At 58.8% G+C, this 17350-nt stretch carries 14 protein-coding genes and 1 pseudogene; 11 read left to right on the forward strand and 4 right to left on the reverse strand.

The annotated features are described in order from the left end of the window. Positions 1–68 precede the first annotated feature (68 nt). The 6 genes from ACOYXH_RS23220 to yccS all read left to right on the forward strand — a co-directional run bounded on the left by ACOYXH_RS23220 (position 69) and on the right by yccS (position 9640). The gene (locus ACOYXH_RS23220) at positions 69–1511 is read left to right on the forward strand and encodes a TldD/PmbA family protein (RefSeq protein WP_449123685.1); all 1443 of its coding nucleotides are present in this window, start codon (positions 69–71) and stop codon (positions 1509–1511) included. Next, on the forward strand, positions 1511–2848 hold the full coding sequence (locus ACOYXH_RS23225) for a TldD/PmbA family protein (RefSeq protein WP_095126240.1): 1338 nt from the start codon (positions 1511–1513) through the stop codon (positions 2846–2848). Before ACOYXH_RS23220 ends, ACOYXH_RS23225 begins: the two co-directional genes overlap by 1 nt. A gap of 150 nt (positions 2849–2998) precedes the next feature. Beyond that, the gene (gene mdtD, locus ACOYXH_RS23230) at positions 2999–4426 is read left to right on the forward strand and encodes a multidrug transporter subunit MdtD (RefSeq protein ID WP_093429880.1); all 1428 of its coding nucleotides are present in this window, start codon (positions 2999–3001) and stop codon (positions 4424–4426) included. 80 nt (positions 4427–4506) lie between these two features. After that, positions 4507–5892: an ATP-dependent RNA helicase DbpA gene (dbpA, locus tag ACOYXH_RS23235; protein ID WP_008085781.1), complete on the forward strand. Its 1386-nt coding sequence runs from the start codon at positions 4507–4509 to the stop codon at positions 5890–5892. Positions 5893–6023: 131 nt separating this feature from the next. Further along, positions 6024–7202 (forward strand): BaiN/RdsA family NAD(P)/FAD-dependent oxidoreductase, encoded by a 1179-nt coding sequence (locus ACOYXH_RS23240; RefSeq protein ID WP_095050245.1) that lies wholly within the window; start codon positions 6024–6026, stop codon positions 7200–7202. Between the two features lie 254 nt (positions 7203–7456). Beyond that, positions 7457–9640, forward strand: coding sequence for a YccS family putative transporter (gene yccS / locus ACOYXH_RS23245; protein ID WP_095050244.1), 2184 nt, complete (start codon positions 7457–7459; stop codon positions 9638–9640). A gap of 142 nt (positions 9641–9782) precedes the next feature. Here yccS and ACOYXH_RS23250 read toward each other — a convergent pair whose 3' ends face one another. Beyond that, positions 9783–10520, reverse strand: a complete 738-nt coding sequence (locus ACOYXH_RS23250) for a substrate-binding periplasmic protein (protein ID WP_095050243.1) — start codon at positions 10518–10520, stop codon at positions 9783–9785. A 255-nt stretch (positions 10521–10775) separates the two neighbouring features. Here ACOYXH_RS23250 and ACOYXH_RS23255 point away from each other — a divergent pair, with 255 nt between their 5' ends. After that, positions 10776–11228: a GNAT family N-acetyltransferase gene (locus tag ACOYXH_RS23255; RefSeq protein WP_034153611.1), complete on the forward strand. Its 453-nt coding sequence runs from the start codon at positions 10776–10778 to the stop codon at positions 11226–11228. A 187-nt stretch (positions 11229–11415) separates the two neighbouring features. On the opposite strand, the gene ACOYXH_RS23260 is transcribed toward ACOYXH_RS23255, so the two are convergent. Genes ACOYXH_RS23260 through ACOYXH_RS23270 form a run of 3 tightly spaced genes read right to left on the reverse strand, consistent with a single transcriptional unit; the run spans position 11416 to position 14398 of the window. Continuing rightward, positions 11416–11712, reverse strand: a complete 297-nt coding sequence (locus ACOYXH_RS23260) for a winged helix-turn-helix domain-containing protein (protein WP_008081019.1) — start codon at positions 11710–11712, stop codon at positions 11416–11418. 24 nt (positions 11713–11736) lie between these two features. After that, positions 11737–12231 carry a M48 metallopeptidase family protein gene (locus ACOYXH_RS23265; RefSeq protein WP_095050242.1) on the reverse strand — a complete coding sequence of 165 codons (495 nt, stop codon included), beginning with the start codon at positions 12229–12231 and terminating at the stop codon, positions 11737–11739. 43 nt (positions 12232–12274) lie between these two features. Further along, the gene (locus ACOYXH_RS23270; RefSeq protein WP_460066291.1) at positions 12275–14398 is read right to left on the reverse strand and encodes a putative bifunctional diguanylate cyclase/phosphodiesterase; all 2124 of its coding nucleotides are present in this window, start codon (positions 14396–14398) and stop codon (positions 12275–12277) included. A gap of 321 nt (positions 14399–14719) precedes the next feature. Between ACOYXH_RS23270 and ACOYXH_RS23275 the strand changes: the two genes are divergently transcribed. The 4 genes and pseudogenes from ACOYXH_RS23275 to ACOYXH_RS23290 all read left to right on the forward strand — a co-directional run bounded on the left by ACOYXH_RS23275 (position 14720) and on the right by ACOYXH_RS23290 (position 17321). Then, entirely contained in the window at positions 14720–15388 is a 669-nt protein-coding gene (locus ACOYXH_RS23275; protein ID WP_258708925.1) for a polysaccharide lyase family 7 protein, read from the forward strand. 448 nt (positions 15389–15836) lie between these two features. Next, positions 15837–16199, forward strand: coding sequence for a DUF6124 family protein (locus tag ACOYXH_RS23280; protein ID WP_095050239.1), 363 nt, complete (start codon positions 15837–15839; stop codon positions 16197–16199). Positions 16200–16300: 101 nt separating this feature from the next. Next, positions 16301–16553, forward strand: a pseudogene (locus ACOYXH_RS23285) (helix-turn-helix domain-containing protein). 405 nt (positions 16554–16958) lie between these two features. Continuing rightward, entirely contained in the window at positions 16959–17321 is a 363-nt protein-coding gene (locus ACOYXH_RS23290) for a hypothetical protein (protein WP_095126244.1), read from the forward strand. Positions 17322–17350 lie beyond the last annotated feature (29 nt).

The following is a 17350-nucleotide window of genomic DNA, read 5'->3' on the forward strand; positions in this document are numbered from 1 at the left end:
CTCGCGCAACCGTTTCACCCCCTCCCCGCCGCTGCTCTACCGCTTCCCCCTGACAAGGAGGTTCCCGAATGTTCGATTTCCACCCCCAGCTCAAGCAGCGCTTTGCTGCCTTGCGCACGGGCGCTGAGTTTTTTTCCCTGCGGTATGTACGCGAGTCCGGGCAATATCTGTCGGTGCGCAAGAATGTCGCCGAGCCGCCGAGCCTGAGCCGCGACGAAGGCGCGATGCTCACCGTTCGCGTCAACGGCGTTGAAACCTATGCCGCGACCAATGACCTGTCGCAACAAGGTCTGCAAGCCGCCCTCGAACGCGCCGAGCAGCAAGCCCGTCGCCTCAAGCCGCACGCCTTGCTCGACCTGCGCGATCAGCCGGTGTCCAGCGATCGCGCTGATTACTTTTCACCCAATCTCGACCAAGCCTTCCCGTCCCTGAGCGAATGTTTTGAGCTGCTCGGCGCGGAATCCGCCTCGGTGCCAAAGGATGAGCGCCTGGTGAACTGGCAGGTGAGCATTGGCATTACCCACGTCGAACAGATTTACCTGAGCAGCGCCGGGGCTGAATTGCGCCAGGCCCAACGCTTCGTCTATCCAGGCCTCGACGTCACCGCCTACGACGGTAACGACAGCCAGACCCGTAGCCTCGGCCGCGAGAACTTCGGCCAACAGGGCGGCGCTGACGTGATCAGCCGCTGCGGCCTGATCGGCGCCGGCCCGCAAGTCGCCGATCAGGCCTTGCAACTGCTGCTCGCGCCGAACACCCCGCAAGGCCCGCGCGACCTGCTGTTGATGCCGGATCAAATGATGCTGCAAATCCACGAATCCATCGGCCACCCGCTGGAACTCGACCGCATCCTCGGCGACGAGCGCAATTACGCCGGCACCAGTTTCGTCAAGGCCAGCGACTTCGGCAGCCTGCAATACGGCTCCAAGCTGCTCAACGTGACCTTCGATCCGGGCATTCCCGAAGAACTCGCCAGCTACGGTCATGACGACGACGGCAGCAAGGCCAGCAAACAATTCCTGATCCGCGATGGCCTGTTGTTGCGCCCGCTGGGCGGTGCGCTGTCGCAGTTCCGCGCCGGTCTCGATGGCGTTGCCAACAGCCGCGCCTGCGGCTGGAACCGGCCGCCGATCGACCGCATGGCCAACCTCAATATCGAACCGGGCGATCAGCCTCTGAACAAACTGATCGAAGGCATCGAGAACGGCATCCTGATGAGCACCAACCGCTCATGGTCGATCGACGATGCGCGCAACAAATTCCAGTTCGGCTGCGAATGGGGCCAGTTGATCGAAAACGGTGAACTCAAAGGTGTGGTGAAAAACCCGAACTATCGGGCGATTTCCGCGCACTTCTGGAAAAGCCTGCGCGCCGTCGGCGATGCCAACACCGTCAAGGTGCTGGGCACGCCGAACTGCGGCAAGGGCGAACCGAACCAGGTGATCCGCGTCGGCCACGCTTCGCCGGCCTGCGTATTCAGCAACGTTGATGTGTTTGGGGGAGACGCCTGATGAGCATTTCGAAGAGTCAGTCCGACGCCTTCAAGGTCATGGTCGAGTGGCTGCGCGACAGCGTGCGCGAGCCGGAACAGTTCACCCTCAGCTTTGCCGCCGAATCCTCGGCGTTCGTGCGTTTCAATCACGCCAAGGTGCGTCAGGCCGGGCAAGTGCAGCAGGCCAATATCGTTCTGAAACTGATCAACGACGGTCGCCACGCCGACCTGCAGGTCACCCTGTCCGGTGATCAGGAAGGCGATCTGCGACGCCTCGCCGAAGGTCTGCAACAACTGCGCGAAACCCTGCCGCTGCTGCCGCAGGATCCGTACCTGTTGCTCAACCACAACGGCTGGCAGAGCAAAAATGTGCAGGAGCATCCGCTGCCGGACACCGAGCAGGTTGTCGATGAAATCTGCGCTGCCGCTGAAGGTCTGGATCTGGTGGGCTTCTATGCGGCCGGCCCGATCAGTCGTGGTTTCGCCAGTTCAGCGGGGGCGTTTGGCTGGCATCAGGCGAACAGCTTCAACTTCGATTTCAGCCTGTTCCACGAGAACGGTGAAGCGGTGAAAGCCAGCTACGCCGGGCATGACTGGAGCAGCGAAGGCTTCGCCAAGCGCTTCGGCCAGGCTCGCGAGCAACTGGAGTTTCTCGGCCGCCCACTGCGCACCTTGGCGCCGGGGCAGTACCGCGCGTATCTGGCACCGGCGGCGCTGGAAGAAATCATGGGCATGCTGAGCTGGGGCGGTTTCTCGGCGCAGTCGATCGCCAGTAAGAGCAGCCCGTTGCAGAAGCTGTATGTCGGCGATCAGGCGTTCAGTCCACTGCTGTCGCTGGATGAGAAAGTCAGCGAATCGCTGAGCCCGGCGTTTTCCGGCGAGGGGTATCCGCGCAGTGATTTGCGCCTGATCGTTGAAGGCAAGGCTGGCGATCAACTTGTCGGCTCGCGCAGTGCAGCGGAATATGGCCTGACCGCCAACGGCGCCGGTGGCGGTGAAATGCCAAGCGCGTTGAACATGGCGGCGGGTGATCTGGCGCAAGCAGAGATCCTCAAGCAATTGGGTACCGGGCTGTACATCAGCAACCTGTGGTACCTGAACTTCTCGGATCAACCGGCGGCGCGCATGACCGGCATGACCCGTTTCGCGACCTTCTGGGTCGAGAACGGCGAGATCCAGGCGCCGGTCAGCACCATGCGCTTCGACGATAGCGCTTACAGCCTGCTCGGTTCGCAGCTGGAAGCGTTGACCGCCGAGCGCGAGTTGCTGCTGTCAGCGAGTACGTACAGCCAGCGCAATACTTCGTCGGCGTTGCTGCCGGGGGCGCTGGTCAGCCGTTTGACTCTGACCCTCTGACGGCGAGCATTCCCACGCTCTGCGTGGGAATGCAGCAGGGGACGCTCTGCGTCCCAGCCAAAAGCGGACGCGGAGCGTCCGTGGAGGCATTCCCACGCAGAGCGTGGGAACGATCATGGATATGCATTAACTCCAACGACAAGAGGTTCCATGCCCAACCGCCCGCCTCTCGACGCCATCACCGCCCGCTGGTTGCCGTGGGTCGTCGCCATTGCGTTCTTCATGCAGTCCCTCGACGGGACCATTCTCAATACCGCCCTGCCCGCCATGGCTCGCGATCTGGCCGAAGATCCCTTGCGTATGCAGGGCGTGATCATCGCCTACATGCTCACCGTGGCCTTGCTGATTCCGGCTTCGGGCTGGATCGCCGACCGTTTCGGCACCAAGAAAATCTTCTTCGGCGCGATCTTGTTGTTCAGCTTCGGCTCGCTGCTCTGCGCCTTGTCGAGCAGTCTGAGCATGCTGGTCGGCGCCCGAGTGATTCAGGGCCTGGGCGGTGCGCTGATGCTACCGGTCGGGCGACTCGTCGTACTGCGCGCCTATCCGCGATCCGAACTGGTGCGGATCATGGGCTTCATCACCATCCCCGGCCTGCTCGGTCCGCTGATCGGCCCGACCATGGGCGGCTGGATGGTCGAGTACCTGACGTGGCACTGGATTTTCCTGATCAACCTGCCGGTCGGCGTGATTGGTTGCTACGCGGTGTGGAAATTCATTCCCGACCTGCGCGGCACCGAGCGCACGCGTTTCGATAGCCTGGGTTTCCTGCTGTTCGGCGCGGCGATGATCCTGATCACCATCGCCATGGAAGGCCTTGGCGAACTGCACTTGCCGCATCTGCGGGTGATGTTGCTGCTGTTCGCCGGTCTGGCGTGTCTGGCGGCGTACTGGTTGCGCGCCGGGCACATCGAAAACCCGCTGTTCGCGCCATCGCTGTTCAAGACCCGCACGTTTGCCGTCGGCATTCTCGGCAACCTCTTTGCCCGCCTGGGCAGCGGCGCATTGCCATTTCTGGTGCCGTTGCTGCTGCAAGTGGCGCTGGGCTATTCACCGTCGCAAGCGGGGATGAGCATGCTGCCACTGGCGGCGGCGGCAATGTTTGCCAAGTGGATGGCACGGCCGCTGATTGAGCGGCTCGGTTATCGCATCGTGCTCACCGGCAACACCCTGGCACTGGGGATCATGCTGGCGAGCATGGGCCTGGTCAGCGAGCAGACGCCGTACTGGTTGCTACTGTGTCTGCTGGCGATTCTCGGCGCGATCAACTCGCTGCAATTCACCGCGATGAACACGGTGACGCTGATCGATCTCGACGATGCGAGCGCCAGTAGCGGCAACAGCTTGCTGTCGGTGGTGGCGCAATTATCGTTGAGCCTGGGGGTGGCGTGCGCCGGTGCTTTGCTCGGTGGGTTTACCGCAGAGATCGGTAACGATGGCGTGGAAACCGTGCTGGGTGCGTTCCAGCTGACCTTCGTCACCGTCGGCATCATGGCGATGCTGGCCGCGACGATCTTCTCGCAACTGTCGAAAGAAGACGGGCGCCGCGCCAAACGTCCGGAAGAACACATCGAACATTAACCACTGTTCGTCCAGAACTTTCGAAGAAAGTGGCACGGGGCTGCTACACTGCGCGACATTTTGTTTTGCAGGCCAGTCCCGTGACCACCATCGCCACCGCTTTTAATACTCTGCCGCTGTCCGCTGCCATGCTGGCTAACCTCGAATCCCTCGGTTATGCCCAGATGACGCCGATCCAGGCGCAGAGCTTGCCGGTGATCCTCAAGGGGATGGACCTGATCGCCCAGGCCAAGACCGGCAGCGGCAAGACCGCCGCGTTCGGCATCGGCCTGCTCAACCCGATCAACCCGCGCTATTTCGGTTGCCAAGCGCTGGTGATCTGCCCGACGCGTGAGCTGGCCGACCAGGTCGCCAAGGAAATCCGTCGTCTGGCCCGTGCCGAAGACAACATCAAAGTCCTGACCCTGTGCGGCGGCGTGTCCTTCGGCCCGCAGATCGCTTCGCTGGAACACGGCGCGCACATCATCGTCGGCACCCCGGGGCGTATCCAGCAGCACTTGCGCAAAGGTTCGCTGGTGCTCGATGGCCTGAATACGCTGATTCTCGACGAAGCCGACCGCATGCTCGACATGGGTTTCTACGACGCCATCGAAGACATCATCGTCAAGACCCCGGAACGTCGTCAGACCCTGCTGTTCTCCGCGACGTACCCGGTGGGCATCAAGCAACTGGCGTCGAAGTTCATGCGTGATCCGCAAACGGTGAAAGCCGAAGCGTTCCACGATGACACGCAGATCGAGCAGCGTTTCTACGAGATTTCCCCGGAAGATCGCATGAGCGTGGTGACCAAAGTCCTGCACCACTTCCGCCCGGCATCGTGCGTGGCGTTCTGCTTCACCAAGCAGCAAGTGCAGGAAACCGTTGATCACCTGACCGCCAAGGGCATTTCCGCCGTCGGCCTGCACGGCGATCTGGAACAGCGTGACCGCGATCAGGTGCTGGCGATGTTCGCCAACCGCAGTACCTCGGTACTGGTTGCCACCGACGTCGCCGCCCGTGGTCTGGACATCGATGCGCTGGACATGGTGATCAACGTCGAACTGGCCCGCGACTCGGAAATCCACATTCACCGCGTCGGCCGTACCGGTCGCGCTGGCGAAAAAGGCATCGCGATCAGCCTGGTTGCACCGGGCGAAGCGCATCGCGCGCAAGCCATCGAGCAGCTGCAGAAGTCGCCGCTGAACTGGGATCAGGTCGATAACCTCAAGTCCCAGGGCCTCGCCCCGCTGCAACCGCCGATGACCACGCTGTGCATCGGCGCGGGCCGTAAAGACAAGGTTCGCCCGGGCGACATTCTGGGCGCACTGACTGGCGATGCCGGTATTCCGGGTGCGCAGGTTGGCAAGATCGCGATTTTCGACTTCCAGGCTTATGTAGCCGTGGACCGCACCGTGGCCATGCAAGCCTTGCAGCGTTTGAACGACGGCAAGATCAAGGGCCGTTCGCTGCGCGTCCGCATCCTCTGACCTGATCGTTCCCACGCTCTGCGTGGGAATGCATCCCGTGACGCTCCGCGTCACATAACAACGGACGCAGAGCGTCCATGGCGGCATTCCCACGCAGAGCGTGGGAACGATCATTGTGTGAGGACACCGTTTTGCGCTCTACCGAAGTCGTGATCATTGGCGCTGGCGCCGCTGGGTTGATGTGTGCACTGACCGCTGCCGGACGCGGGCGTCAGGTGTTGCTGCTCGACCACGCGAACAAGGCCGGCAAGAAAATCCTGATGTCGGGCGGTGGTCGCTGCAATTTCACCAACATGTACACCGAACCGAGCAATTTCCTCTCGCAGAACCCGCACTTCTGCAAATCGGCACTGGCGCGCTACACCCAGTGGGATTTCATCGGCATGGTCGGCAAACACGCCGTGCCGTACCACGAGAAGAAACTCGGCCAGTTGTTCTGCGATAACAAATCCAGCGACATCCTCGAAATGCTCCTGACCGAGTGCGATCAGGTCGGTGTGGAGCTGCATCTGGACACCTCAATCCAGACCATCGAGAAGATCGAAAGCGGTTACCTGCTCGACACCACACTGGGCCAGATCCAGTGCCAGTCGCTGGTGATCGCCACCGGCGGTCTGTCGATCCCGACGCTGGGCGCCACCGGTTTCGGTTATCAAGTGGCCAAACAGTTCGGCCATGAACTGCTGCCGACCCGCGCCGGGCTGGTGCCGTTCACCATCACCGATCAGCTCAAGGAACTGTGCACCGAGCTGTCCGGCACTTCGGTGGATTGTCTGGTGAGCTGCAACGATCAGAGCTTTCGCGAGAATATTCTGTTCACTCACCGTGGCCTCAGTGGCCCGGCGATTTTGCAGATTTCATCGTTCTGGGAATCCGGCGACACGGTTGAGATCAACCTGCTGCCGGATCACGACGCGGCGAGCTGGCTGCAGCAGCAAGTGGCCGAGCGTCCGAACAGTGAATTGAAAACCCTGCTCGGTGAGATTTTCACCAAGAAGATGGCCAATCTACTGGCGGACAACTGGTTCGTGTCCAAGCCGATGAAGCAGTACACCCACGCGGAACTGGCGGAAATCGCCGACAAGCTGGGCAGCTGGAAAGTGGTGCCGGCGGGGACCGAAGGTTATCGCACGGCCGAGGTAACGCTCGGTGGCGTCGATACCCGCGAGGTGTCGTCCAAGACCATGGAATCACTGAAAAGCCCTGGCCTGTATTTCATCGGCGAAGTGCTCGACGTGACCGGGCATCTGGGCGGTTTCAACTTTCAGTGGGCCTGGGCCTCCGGCTACGCTGCCGCGCAGTACGCTTAATTCAAAGCTAAATACAAAAACCTGTGGGAGCTGGCTTGCCAGCGATGAGGCCGGCAGATCCAACATCATTGTTGACTGTCATGCAGCCATCGCTGGCAAGCCAGCTCCCACAGGGTTCCGTGCCCAATTCAAGATTTAGTTCTACACAAGATCTCAAAGGAACACTTTTTGCTGTCAGATGTGATCGGCGCCATTGCGTCGGCGTCATTACTGGCTCAATTTAGCGGCATCGCCTCGGAAGGCCTTCGCACTTCATGTCCTCGACCTCGTTTCGTCAGTCTTTGCGGCGCCTGTGGGCGCTGGATAAATTCAGCTACAGCGTGCGGGTGTTCATCGCCCTGACCGGCAGCATGGCGCTGTGTTGGTATCAGGATGAAATGGGCCTGCTGATCCCGTTGTTCCTGGGGATTATCGCCAGCGCCCTGGCCGAAACCGACGACAGTTGGCAGGGCCGCCTCAACGCCCTCGCCGTGACACTGGTGTGTTTCAGCATCGCCGCGCTGTCGGTGGAATTGCTCTTCCCTTACCCCATTGTGTTTGCCATTGCTTTGGCGCTGGCCAGTTTCGGCCTGACCATGCTCGGGGCGCTCGGCGAGCGCTATGGTGCGATTGCCTCGGCGACGTTGATTCTGTCGGTATACACGATGATCGGCGTTGATCAGCGCGGCGGTGCGGTCACCGATTTCTGGCACGAACCGATGCTGCTGGTGGCCGGTGCGGCGTGGTACGGCTTGCTCTCGGTGTTGTGGCAGGCAATGTTTTCCAACCAGCCGGTGCAGCAGAGTCTGGCGCGACTGTTCCGCGAACTGGGGTTTTACCTGAAGCTGAAATCTTCGCTGTTCGAGCCGATCCGGCAGATGGACGTCGAAGCCCGGCGGCTGGAACTGGCCCAGCAAAACGGTCGCGTGGTGGCGGCGCTGAACAGTGCCAAGGAAATCATTCTGCACCGCGTCGGCAATGGACGCCCCGGCTCGAAAGTCAGCCGTTATCTGAAGCTGTACTTCCTCGCTCAGGACATCCACGAACGCGCGAGTTCTTCGCACTATCCGTACAACGCACTGGCCGAAGCGTTCTTCCACAGCGACGTGCTGTTCCGCTGCCAACGCCTGTTGCGCCAGCAAGGCAAGGCCTGCCGCGCTCTGGCCGAATCGATCCAGATGCGCCAGCCATTTATTTATGACGCGAGTTTCGCCGAAGCCCTCAGCGACCTCGACGCCTCCCTCGAACACCTGCGCATCCAGAGCAATCCGGCCTGGCGCGGATTGCTGCGTTCGCTGCGCGCCCTGGCGGCCAACCTCGGCACCCTCGACCGCTTGCTTAGCGACGCGAGCAACCCCGACGCCTTGGCCGATGCGACTGACAGCAGCCTGCTCGACCGCTCACCGCGCAACCTCAAAGACGTCTGGGTGCGCCTGCGCACGCAACTGACGCCGACGTCTCTGCTGTTCCGGCATGCCCTGCGCCTGCCATTGGCGCTGAGTATCGGTTACGGCATGGTGCATTTGATTCACCCGTCGCAGGGTTACTGGATCATCCTCACCACGCTGTTCGTCTGCCAGCCGAACTACGGCGCGACGCGGCGCAAACTCGGTCAGCGGATTTTCGGTACCGCCATCGGCCTGACCGTGGCGTGGGCGCTGTTCGATCTGTTCCCGAGCCCGTTGGTGCAGTCGTGTTTCGCCATCGCTGCCGGCGTGGTGTTCTTTACCAACCGCACCACCCGCTACACCCTGGCGACAGCGGCGATCACCATCATGGTGCTGTTCTGCTTCAATCAGGTCGGTGACGGTTACGGACTGTTCCTGCCACGGTTGTTCGATACCTTGCTTGGCAGCCTGATTGCCGGTCTGACGGTGTTCCTGTTCCTGCCGGACTGGCAGGGCCGACGCCTTAACAAAGTGCTGGCCAACACCCTGACCTGCAACAGCATCTACCTGCGCCAGATCATGCAGCAATACGCCGCCGGCAAGAGTGATGACCTCGCCTATCGGCTGGCCCGCCGCAACGCGCACAACGCCGATGCGGCGCTGTCGACAACGCTGGCGAACATGCTCATGGAGCCGGGGCATTTCCGTAAGGAAGCCGATGTCGGCTTCCGCTTTCTGGTGCTGTCGCACACCTTGCTGAGTTATCTGTCAGGGCTGGGCGCGCATCGCGAGACGCAGTTGCCGGCGGATGTGCGCGAGCATTTGATCGAAGGCGCCGGGGTGAAACTGGCGACGAGTATTGATGAAATCGCCCAAGGGCTGGCCAACAAGCAGCCGGTGGCGATTCAGAGTGATGAAGAAGAAGCGCTGGCCAATGAGCTGGAGCAGATGGCCGATGAGATCGATGAGGGGCAGCGGCTGGTGCAGACGCAACTGGCGTTGATTTGCAGGCAGTTGGGGCCGCTGCGGACGTTGGCGGCGCATCTGATCAAGGACACCGCCGAAGTTTGAGTTGCCTTGGCGGGCCTCATCGCTGGCAAGCCAGCTCCCACAGGATTTGTGTACACCGCAAAACCTGTGGGAGCTGCGGTGCGACGATTCGACTTGCCAGCGATGAGGCCATCAGCAACAACGCAACTCTGAAATCAGAAACTCACATCCCATGCTGCCTCAACAACTTGTCATAACTCCCATCCGCCTTCATCGCCGCAATCGCCTTATCAAACCCCGCGACAATCTGCTCATGCTGCGGATTCTTCAGGCTCACCAATATATGCAGGCTGTTCTCACTCAACGGCTTGGGTAAAAACTCCACCGAATCGCGCACCTTGGCGGATTCCCGCGCCAGGTAATACTTCGCCACATATTCATCCTCCAGCGTCAACTTGACCCGATCTGCCGCGAGCATGCGCACGGCCATGGCGAAGTTATGCACAGGGACTTTCTGCAACGCCGTGTCGGCATCGAACGGCGCCGAATAGGCGTAGCCGCGCACCACCGCAATCGGATAGGTGTGCAGTTGCTGCAGATTGGAATAGTCGAGTGGCGTGTCTTTGCGCTTGAGAAAGCGAATGCGGTTGAGCAGGTATTCCCCGGAGAACTGGCCGAACCTGGTGCGTTCGTCGTTGTACCAGGCGTTGACCAACACATCGTAGCGGCCCTCGCCGACGCCAAGCAGCGCCCGCGCCCACGGCACCTGCTCATAACCGCTGGCATAGCCGGCCCGGGCGAGTGCGGTGGTGACAATGTCGGTAGCCAGACCGCCGTTGACTAGCGTGTCGTCGGTAAAGGGTGGCCAGATATCAAACACCAGCCGCAGCTTCTCCGCTGCAGCGGTCTGAGCCAGCAAGAGCAATCCGGTCAAAGCAACGGCTCGATGCAAACGCGGCATGCTTGAAAATCCTTAGCGGGCGAGTTGCCCAGCATGTTTTCAGCCAAAACCCCAAGGCCCCTTACCGGCAAAACCCAGGCCCTAACATTAGCTCATTGCAGCCAGTGCACAGGGCTCTCCAGCAGATTACACAAAGTCACCGAGGCTGCGAGAAAGGAATGATGGCATTTTGACCTTTGTCACAGACTCTTACGCCATACAGACATCTTTGCCGTGGGCGCTTAGTATCGGGCGACACGTTCAAGGAATCGGCAAATGACAATCGAATGGGTCTGCAAACATCACAGTGATCTGGGCAAGGAACAGCTATACGCGCTGTTGAAGCTGCGCTCGGACGTGTTCGTCGTCGAGCAGAAATGCGCCTATCCGGACCTCGATGGCCAGGATCTGGAAGGCGACACCTACCATCTGATGGGGTGGGAGGATGACCAGTTGATGGCGTACCTGCGCCTGCTGGATCCGGAATCCCAGGGGGGTGACGTGGTGATCGGCCGCGTGATTACCGCACCGCAAGGGCGCGGCAAAGGGCTGGGGCACGAAATGATGGAGCAGGCGTTGAAACAGGCGGAGAAGCATTGGCCGCAGGTGCCGATCTATCTGTCAGCGCAGGCGCATTTGCAGGGGTATTACGGTCGGTACGGGTTTGTTGTGGCGGGTGAAGAGTATCTGGAGGATGACATTCCACACATTGGGATGCGTCGGGCCTGAACAGCCCTCACCCTAGCCCTCTCCCAGTGGGAGAGGGGACTGACCGAGTTGTCTTGCGTCAGACATCGACCTGAAAAACCGCGTCGATTATGGATTCACAGCAATTCGTTCAGGTCGGCGTATCTCTCCAATATCCCCCAATCGGCGCCCTCTCCCTCCGGGAGAGGGCTGGGTGAGGGGCTCTTTTTCAGGGATACTCCAGAACTGCCTTGATCTGCCGCAAATTACGCTCGATCCACCCACGATCAATCGCTCCCCACTCGCGAATCCGATAGCGCCCGGCGTGATTGCGCGCGCCCTCTTCCTGCTCGAACTCACAAACGATATCCAGATCGGCCAACGCGGCAATCGTGTCCTGCGCCGTGCGCCGGGGCATGCCGGTCACGTCGGTCAGCGTCGGTACACTCGGCGCCAGACCGCTGTCGATCAGGTACGCCACATATAAGCGACGGTAGAAACTGCTTTTGGTCTTGCTGACGTCCATCCACACCTTCCTGGTTGCGTACTGTTAAGCCTGCATATCGCGCCACGTCAGATACACACGCAGATCAAACTCGACCTGGTGATACCCCGGCAGCATGTGCTCGCACAATTTATAGAACGCCTTGTTGTGATCCGATTCCTTGAAGTGCGCCAGTTCATGCACGACGATCATTTTCAGAAAGTCCGGCGCGGCCTCCTTGAACAACGAGGCGATACGAATCTCTTTCTTGGCCTTGAGCTTGCCGCCCTGCACTCGCGACACCGTGGTGTGCAGACCCAGTGCGCGGTGGGTCAGGTCAAGGCGGTTGTCGAACAGCACCTTGTCGATGGCCGGGGCGTTGCGCAGGTATTCCTGCTTCAGGTCCAGCGCGTAGCTGTACAAAGCCTTGTCGCTCTGCACGTCGTGGCGCCCCGAATAGCGTTGATTCAGGTAATCACCCAGACGCCCTTCGGCAATCAGTTGACGCACCTGATCCTGTAATTGCGCGGGATAGGCCTGGAGGTACTTCAACACAGTCATGGACGAGCGACACGGTTCGAAAAGGTGCGCCAGTGTAGCGAATTCAACCGGGCAGTGCGCTCCAGTCAAACGGCTCGGCGAAGCTGACCGCGTCCTCGGCCATCAGCGGCCGCGCGACGAGGAAACCTTGCACGTACTCACAGCCATGGGCTTGCAGCCATTGGTATTGCTCGATGGTTTCCACACCCTCGGCGATCACCAGCAAACCGTATTGCTTGCACAGACTGATGACCGTGCTGACCAGCGAGGCGTCGCGTTTGGAGTCCGGCAATCGCGCGATGAGATGGCGATCAATTTTCAGCGTATCGAGTTCCAGATCGCGCAGATGCGCCAGCGAACACGGCCCGGAACCGAAGTCATCCAGCGCCACGCGCACCCCAAGATTGCGCAGCAAACGCAGCTGTTTGCGGGTTTCGTCGGGGTTTTGCATCAGCGCTTCTTCGGTGACTTCGACCTCCAGTTGCCGAGGCTGCAAGGCGTGTCGCTCCATCACCTGACGCAACTCGGTGACCAGATTCGGCAGACTGAACTGGGTGTTGCTCAAACTCACGCCAAGCACCAGATCTTCGGCAAACAGGGTTTCCCAGGCTTTGCGCTGGCCGGCGCCACGATGATAAATCCAGCTGCCGAGGCGACTGATCAGCCGCGCCTCTTCCAGCAGCGGCAAGAACAACCCCGGCGGCACATCGCCGACACTCGGGTGCTGCCAGCGCAACAACGCTTCAAAGCCACGAATCTGGCCCGTGTCGATAGCCACTTGCGGTTGATAGACCAGATTGAAATCGCGATTCTCGATGGCGGCACGCACGCTCTCTTCGAGCATCAACCGCGAGCGCGCCCGGCCATTCATTTCATGATCGTAGAAACGATATTGCTGACGTCCGGCACGTTTGGCCTCGTACATGGCGATGTCGGAAGCACGCAGCAATCCGTCGAGGTTCGAGCCGCAGTCCGGGTAAGTGGCGATGCCGATGCTGGCGCCGAGGGCGATGTCCAACCCCTCGATCTGCTGACAGATTGACACCCGCTCGATGAGTTTCTCGGCAATCTTCGCCGCTTGCTCGGGGAACTCCAAATCCAGCAGCGCGGTAAATTCATCGCCGCCCATGCGCGCCAGAATGTCGAACGGTCGCAGACAGGCTTTCAATTGCTCGGAAACCCAGCGCAACACGCGATCGCCGGCATCGTGACCGAGTGAGTCGTTGACCCGTTTGAAGCCATCAAGGTCCAGATACAGCAAGACCCAACTGCTATCACTGCGCTCACCACGCAATAGCAGATTTTCAACGGTCTGGTAAAAACCGCGCCGGTTGAGCAACCCGGTCAGTGGATCGGTCACCGCCTGGAATTCGAGTTGCTGGTGCAAGTGCCGCACCACCGACATGTCCAGCACGGTGACCACCATCGCGTGTTGCTCGGCAGGCAACGCCGCACAGGACAGCGCCACCGGCACTTGCTGGCCGGGCGCGGTGCGCAGCAAGGCATCGTGCAGTCTTAATGTTTCGCCACGTTTATAGCTGGCATAAAACTCGGAATCGGCCCACAGCGGAATATGCGGTTTCTGCAGATAGTCGAGAAATTCCTTACCTTCCAGTTCCTTCACCGGGGCGTTGAGCAACCGCGAAATAGCCGGATTGGCAAAGCGGATCAAACCGTCCTCGCCCACCACCAGAATGCCTTCGGCGGCGTTATCCAGCACCGAGGCATTGAAGGCGCGTGCCACTTCCAGGTCATGACTCAGGCGCTGCAAGGCCCGGCGATTGCGCTGGTGTTCCAGCAACGCCTGCACTTTGGGCTTGAGTATCTGCGGGTCGAACGGCTTGAACAGGTAATCCACCGCGCCACTGGCATAGCCCTTGATCACAGCGTCCTGGGATTGTTCGTTGGCGGTCAGAAAGATGATCGGCGTCAGGCGCGTGCGCTGGCTGCCACGCATCAGGCGCGCGACTTCAAAGCCGTCCATGCCCGGCATCTGCACGTCCAGCAGAACCAGATCGACGTCATGCGAGAGCAGAATATTGAGCGCTTCGAAACCGGAGGCTGCGGTGAGGACGTGCCAATCCTGACGCTGCAGCAACGCGCGCATGCTGATCAGATTTTCAGGGTAATCATCAACGATCAAAAGGACAGAGCTGCCTTCGCCTGGCTGGGGTTGCGCGCATTCCATGCTGCTTCTCTTGTCGGGACTTTTGGTCGGCTTCCGGTAAAAACCGCACACATACTGAGCCTTCACTCTAGTACTGGATCCAAGAAAGCAGAAGCTGTCATCAGGCCATCATTTAACCAAAGCGTGAGTTTGCCGACTAACGGTCACCGCTGAAGCCCCCGGAAACCGGCAGAGATGGCATTTCGACAGGATGTTGACGTCAATCATCTGCCAAACGGGCATTAACAAAAAATCCCTCTACGCTTATAAAGGCCGCCCCAAAACGTGCGGGCTAGAGCTTCTGGCACGTACGTGCAGTGAATTTTGAGTGGAAGAACCGACATGATCGATCTCGCAACCTGGAACCTCAGCGTTCCCGTTGGCAGCCCGCCATACACCGTCGAAACCTCCAAACTGGTGAACGGCTTCAAAGATCAGTACTTCCATTCCGACACCGGCACCTTGTTCTTCTGGTCACCGGTTACCGGGTCAAAAACCGAAAACGCCATTTATCCGCGCACCGAACTGCGGGAGACCTACAGCAACGGCAGCCTGCGCAACTGGTATTACCCGGATGCCGACAACCTGCTGCGGGCGACCCTCACCGTCAACAAAGTGCCCAGCTCGGGCAAGATCGTCATCGGCCAGATTCATGCTTATGAAAGCCAGAAGCCGATGGTCAAACTTGAATATCAGTACAAGACAAAAACAGAAACCGGCAATCTGGTGATCAAAGTGCGCATGCACCCGGATGATGACGAAAGCCGCGTCATCACCCTCGCCACCGGGGTCAAACTGGATCGCGAATTCAACTACCTTATTCACCTGAGTCCTGGCGGTGCGTTGGGTGTCAGTGCGGCGGGTTATCAGTGGGACTCACAGATCAGTGCGACGTGGCGGAATAAGCCGCTGTATTTCAAGGCTGGGGTTTATGTGCAGGACAACACCGGGTACACCAGCGAAGGTGGCCAAGTGACCTTCTCCAAACTCGACATCGATCACGACAAATAACCCAATCCCCACGGTAGGAGCTGCCGAAGGCTGCGATCTTTTGATCTTGTTCTTGATTCTGAAAAGACAAAATCAAAAGATCGCAGCCCTCGGCAGCTCCTACCTTTAAACAGTGCTGTTTAGATCTGTCGGCGGTTACTTCCGGATGCCTACAACAGCTTGCGTCGTTGCCTACCACTACGCCAGAATCCGCCGGCTTGTGCGCCTGGCGGGCCATCGGTAACTTGATTCGCGTCACTGATTTCCAGTGATCGGGTTTAGTAGCCCGTGGTTACGCGATGCGCATTGGCACCATTCAGTCGGGCATAACCCGCGCTTGATGGTAGCTGTTCGCAGGGCGCCTTCGGGTGCGCCGGTCGCGTCTCCCCGGTCTACTAACCTGCGTTCAGCTGCCACCCTCTTCGTTTAGTAGCGATCCGGTGTCGGCTCCATTTACCGGAGACGAAACATGATCAGATCAACGCCACACCCGCCAGAAACAGATCTCGCATCCCCTTACGAATCCCTCGATTCAAAAAAACTCAACGACGCCGCCGAGCGCGCCCTCGACCACTACCTCAAACCGTCCGCCTTCATCATGGCAAGTACGCATAAACCCGAGCCCATGTACCTCGCCAACCCGAAGTACAACACCGAATCCCTGCTGGCCAACGCCAGCGAGACCCTGGGTTCAGCCAGCGAAATGCTCAACAACTTCGCCGCCATGCTCGATACCTCACACCGCAAGACTGCCCTAGGCATTGCGCAAGTGGTCATGCTCGGTGAATTGGCGGTAAATCAGGCACTGGATCACGTTGAACTAAAGGAGTAGTCGTTCACAAAGAAGCCCGTCTCACGACGGGCTTCTTGAGCCAAATAGATTAAATGTTCCGCATACGCCACATTGAGATCAAAATGTTACGGTAGCGCAACATGGATTACTCTCTTTTTAATTACCCGTCTGGGCATTCAATTACGTGAAAAACGTATAAATCGTGGCCTGACGCAGGCTCAGCTTTCCGATCTGGCGGGACTGACGCGATACAAAGTCATAGCGGTGGAGAAAGGTACCCTTTCTGTTGGCATGATCGCTTACGCGCGCGTTTTGGCTGCGTTGGACTGCGAACTCTCGGTGGTTCCAGCAACGATGCCAACCTTTGAAGAGATTAGAGATTTATTCAAATAAAAGGGAAAAAGGGGACAGACTTATCTAGTCCATTGACGGGCAGTCCGCGTTTCACAGAAGAAATTGAAAACATCACGAGAATGCGGATTTCACAACGCTCTAGAGGTAACCTGGAGATTTAATAAATCTGTCCCGTTTTGTGCTCAACTGGAAGGGTGACGGATGGCGGGCCTTTTGGTGTTACGTCCTTAGTTGCCATTGATAAATAAATCGTCGCCTTTTTCTACTAAGCCCCTTTTTCTATAGATCATATTGCACAGATCATTATTTCAAAAGCATATAAAAACCTGTCACTTTTTACAGGTGACAACGAATAACGCTGAAAACTAGTCTGTTCTCGCAGCAACGGCTCCTTAGGGACAACTCAAAGGAACTGAATTCAATAATTTACAGCGGAGGCTTCAAATGTCCCATTCAAATATGAAAGGTACTTACAACTCGTTTCCGAAAGGCCATCAACTTGTAATCACTACCATGGATGAATCGGCTGGTCGCTTTACAGGTACTTTTCTCACCGCTGCTGGCAAGGAAAACATCAGCGGCGGATTTCACTTTAACAACGCAGCCAAGAAAACTGATTTGAGCTTTTCAACATCCGACGCAAATTGGGCGTTCGAGGCTAAATACAACAACGATGGTCCAGACTTCGAGGAGTGGAACGGTCTTAAAAAAGAAAAATCCAACCCCGAGGCCACTGCGCTATGGCCATTTTATAAGGACTTGTCGGGGGGTACTGCAGGACTGATAGTTGACGGAAATTTAATGTAGGCGAAATATCCAAACAGCTCAGCGAGTGT

This window comes from Pseudomonas sp. Mb7 (genome assembly GCF_054790525.1).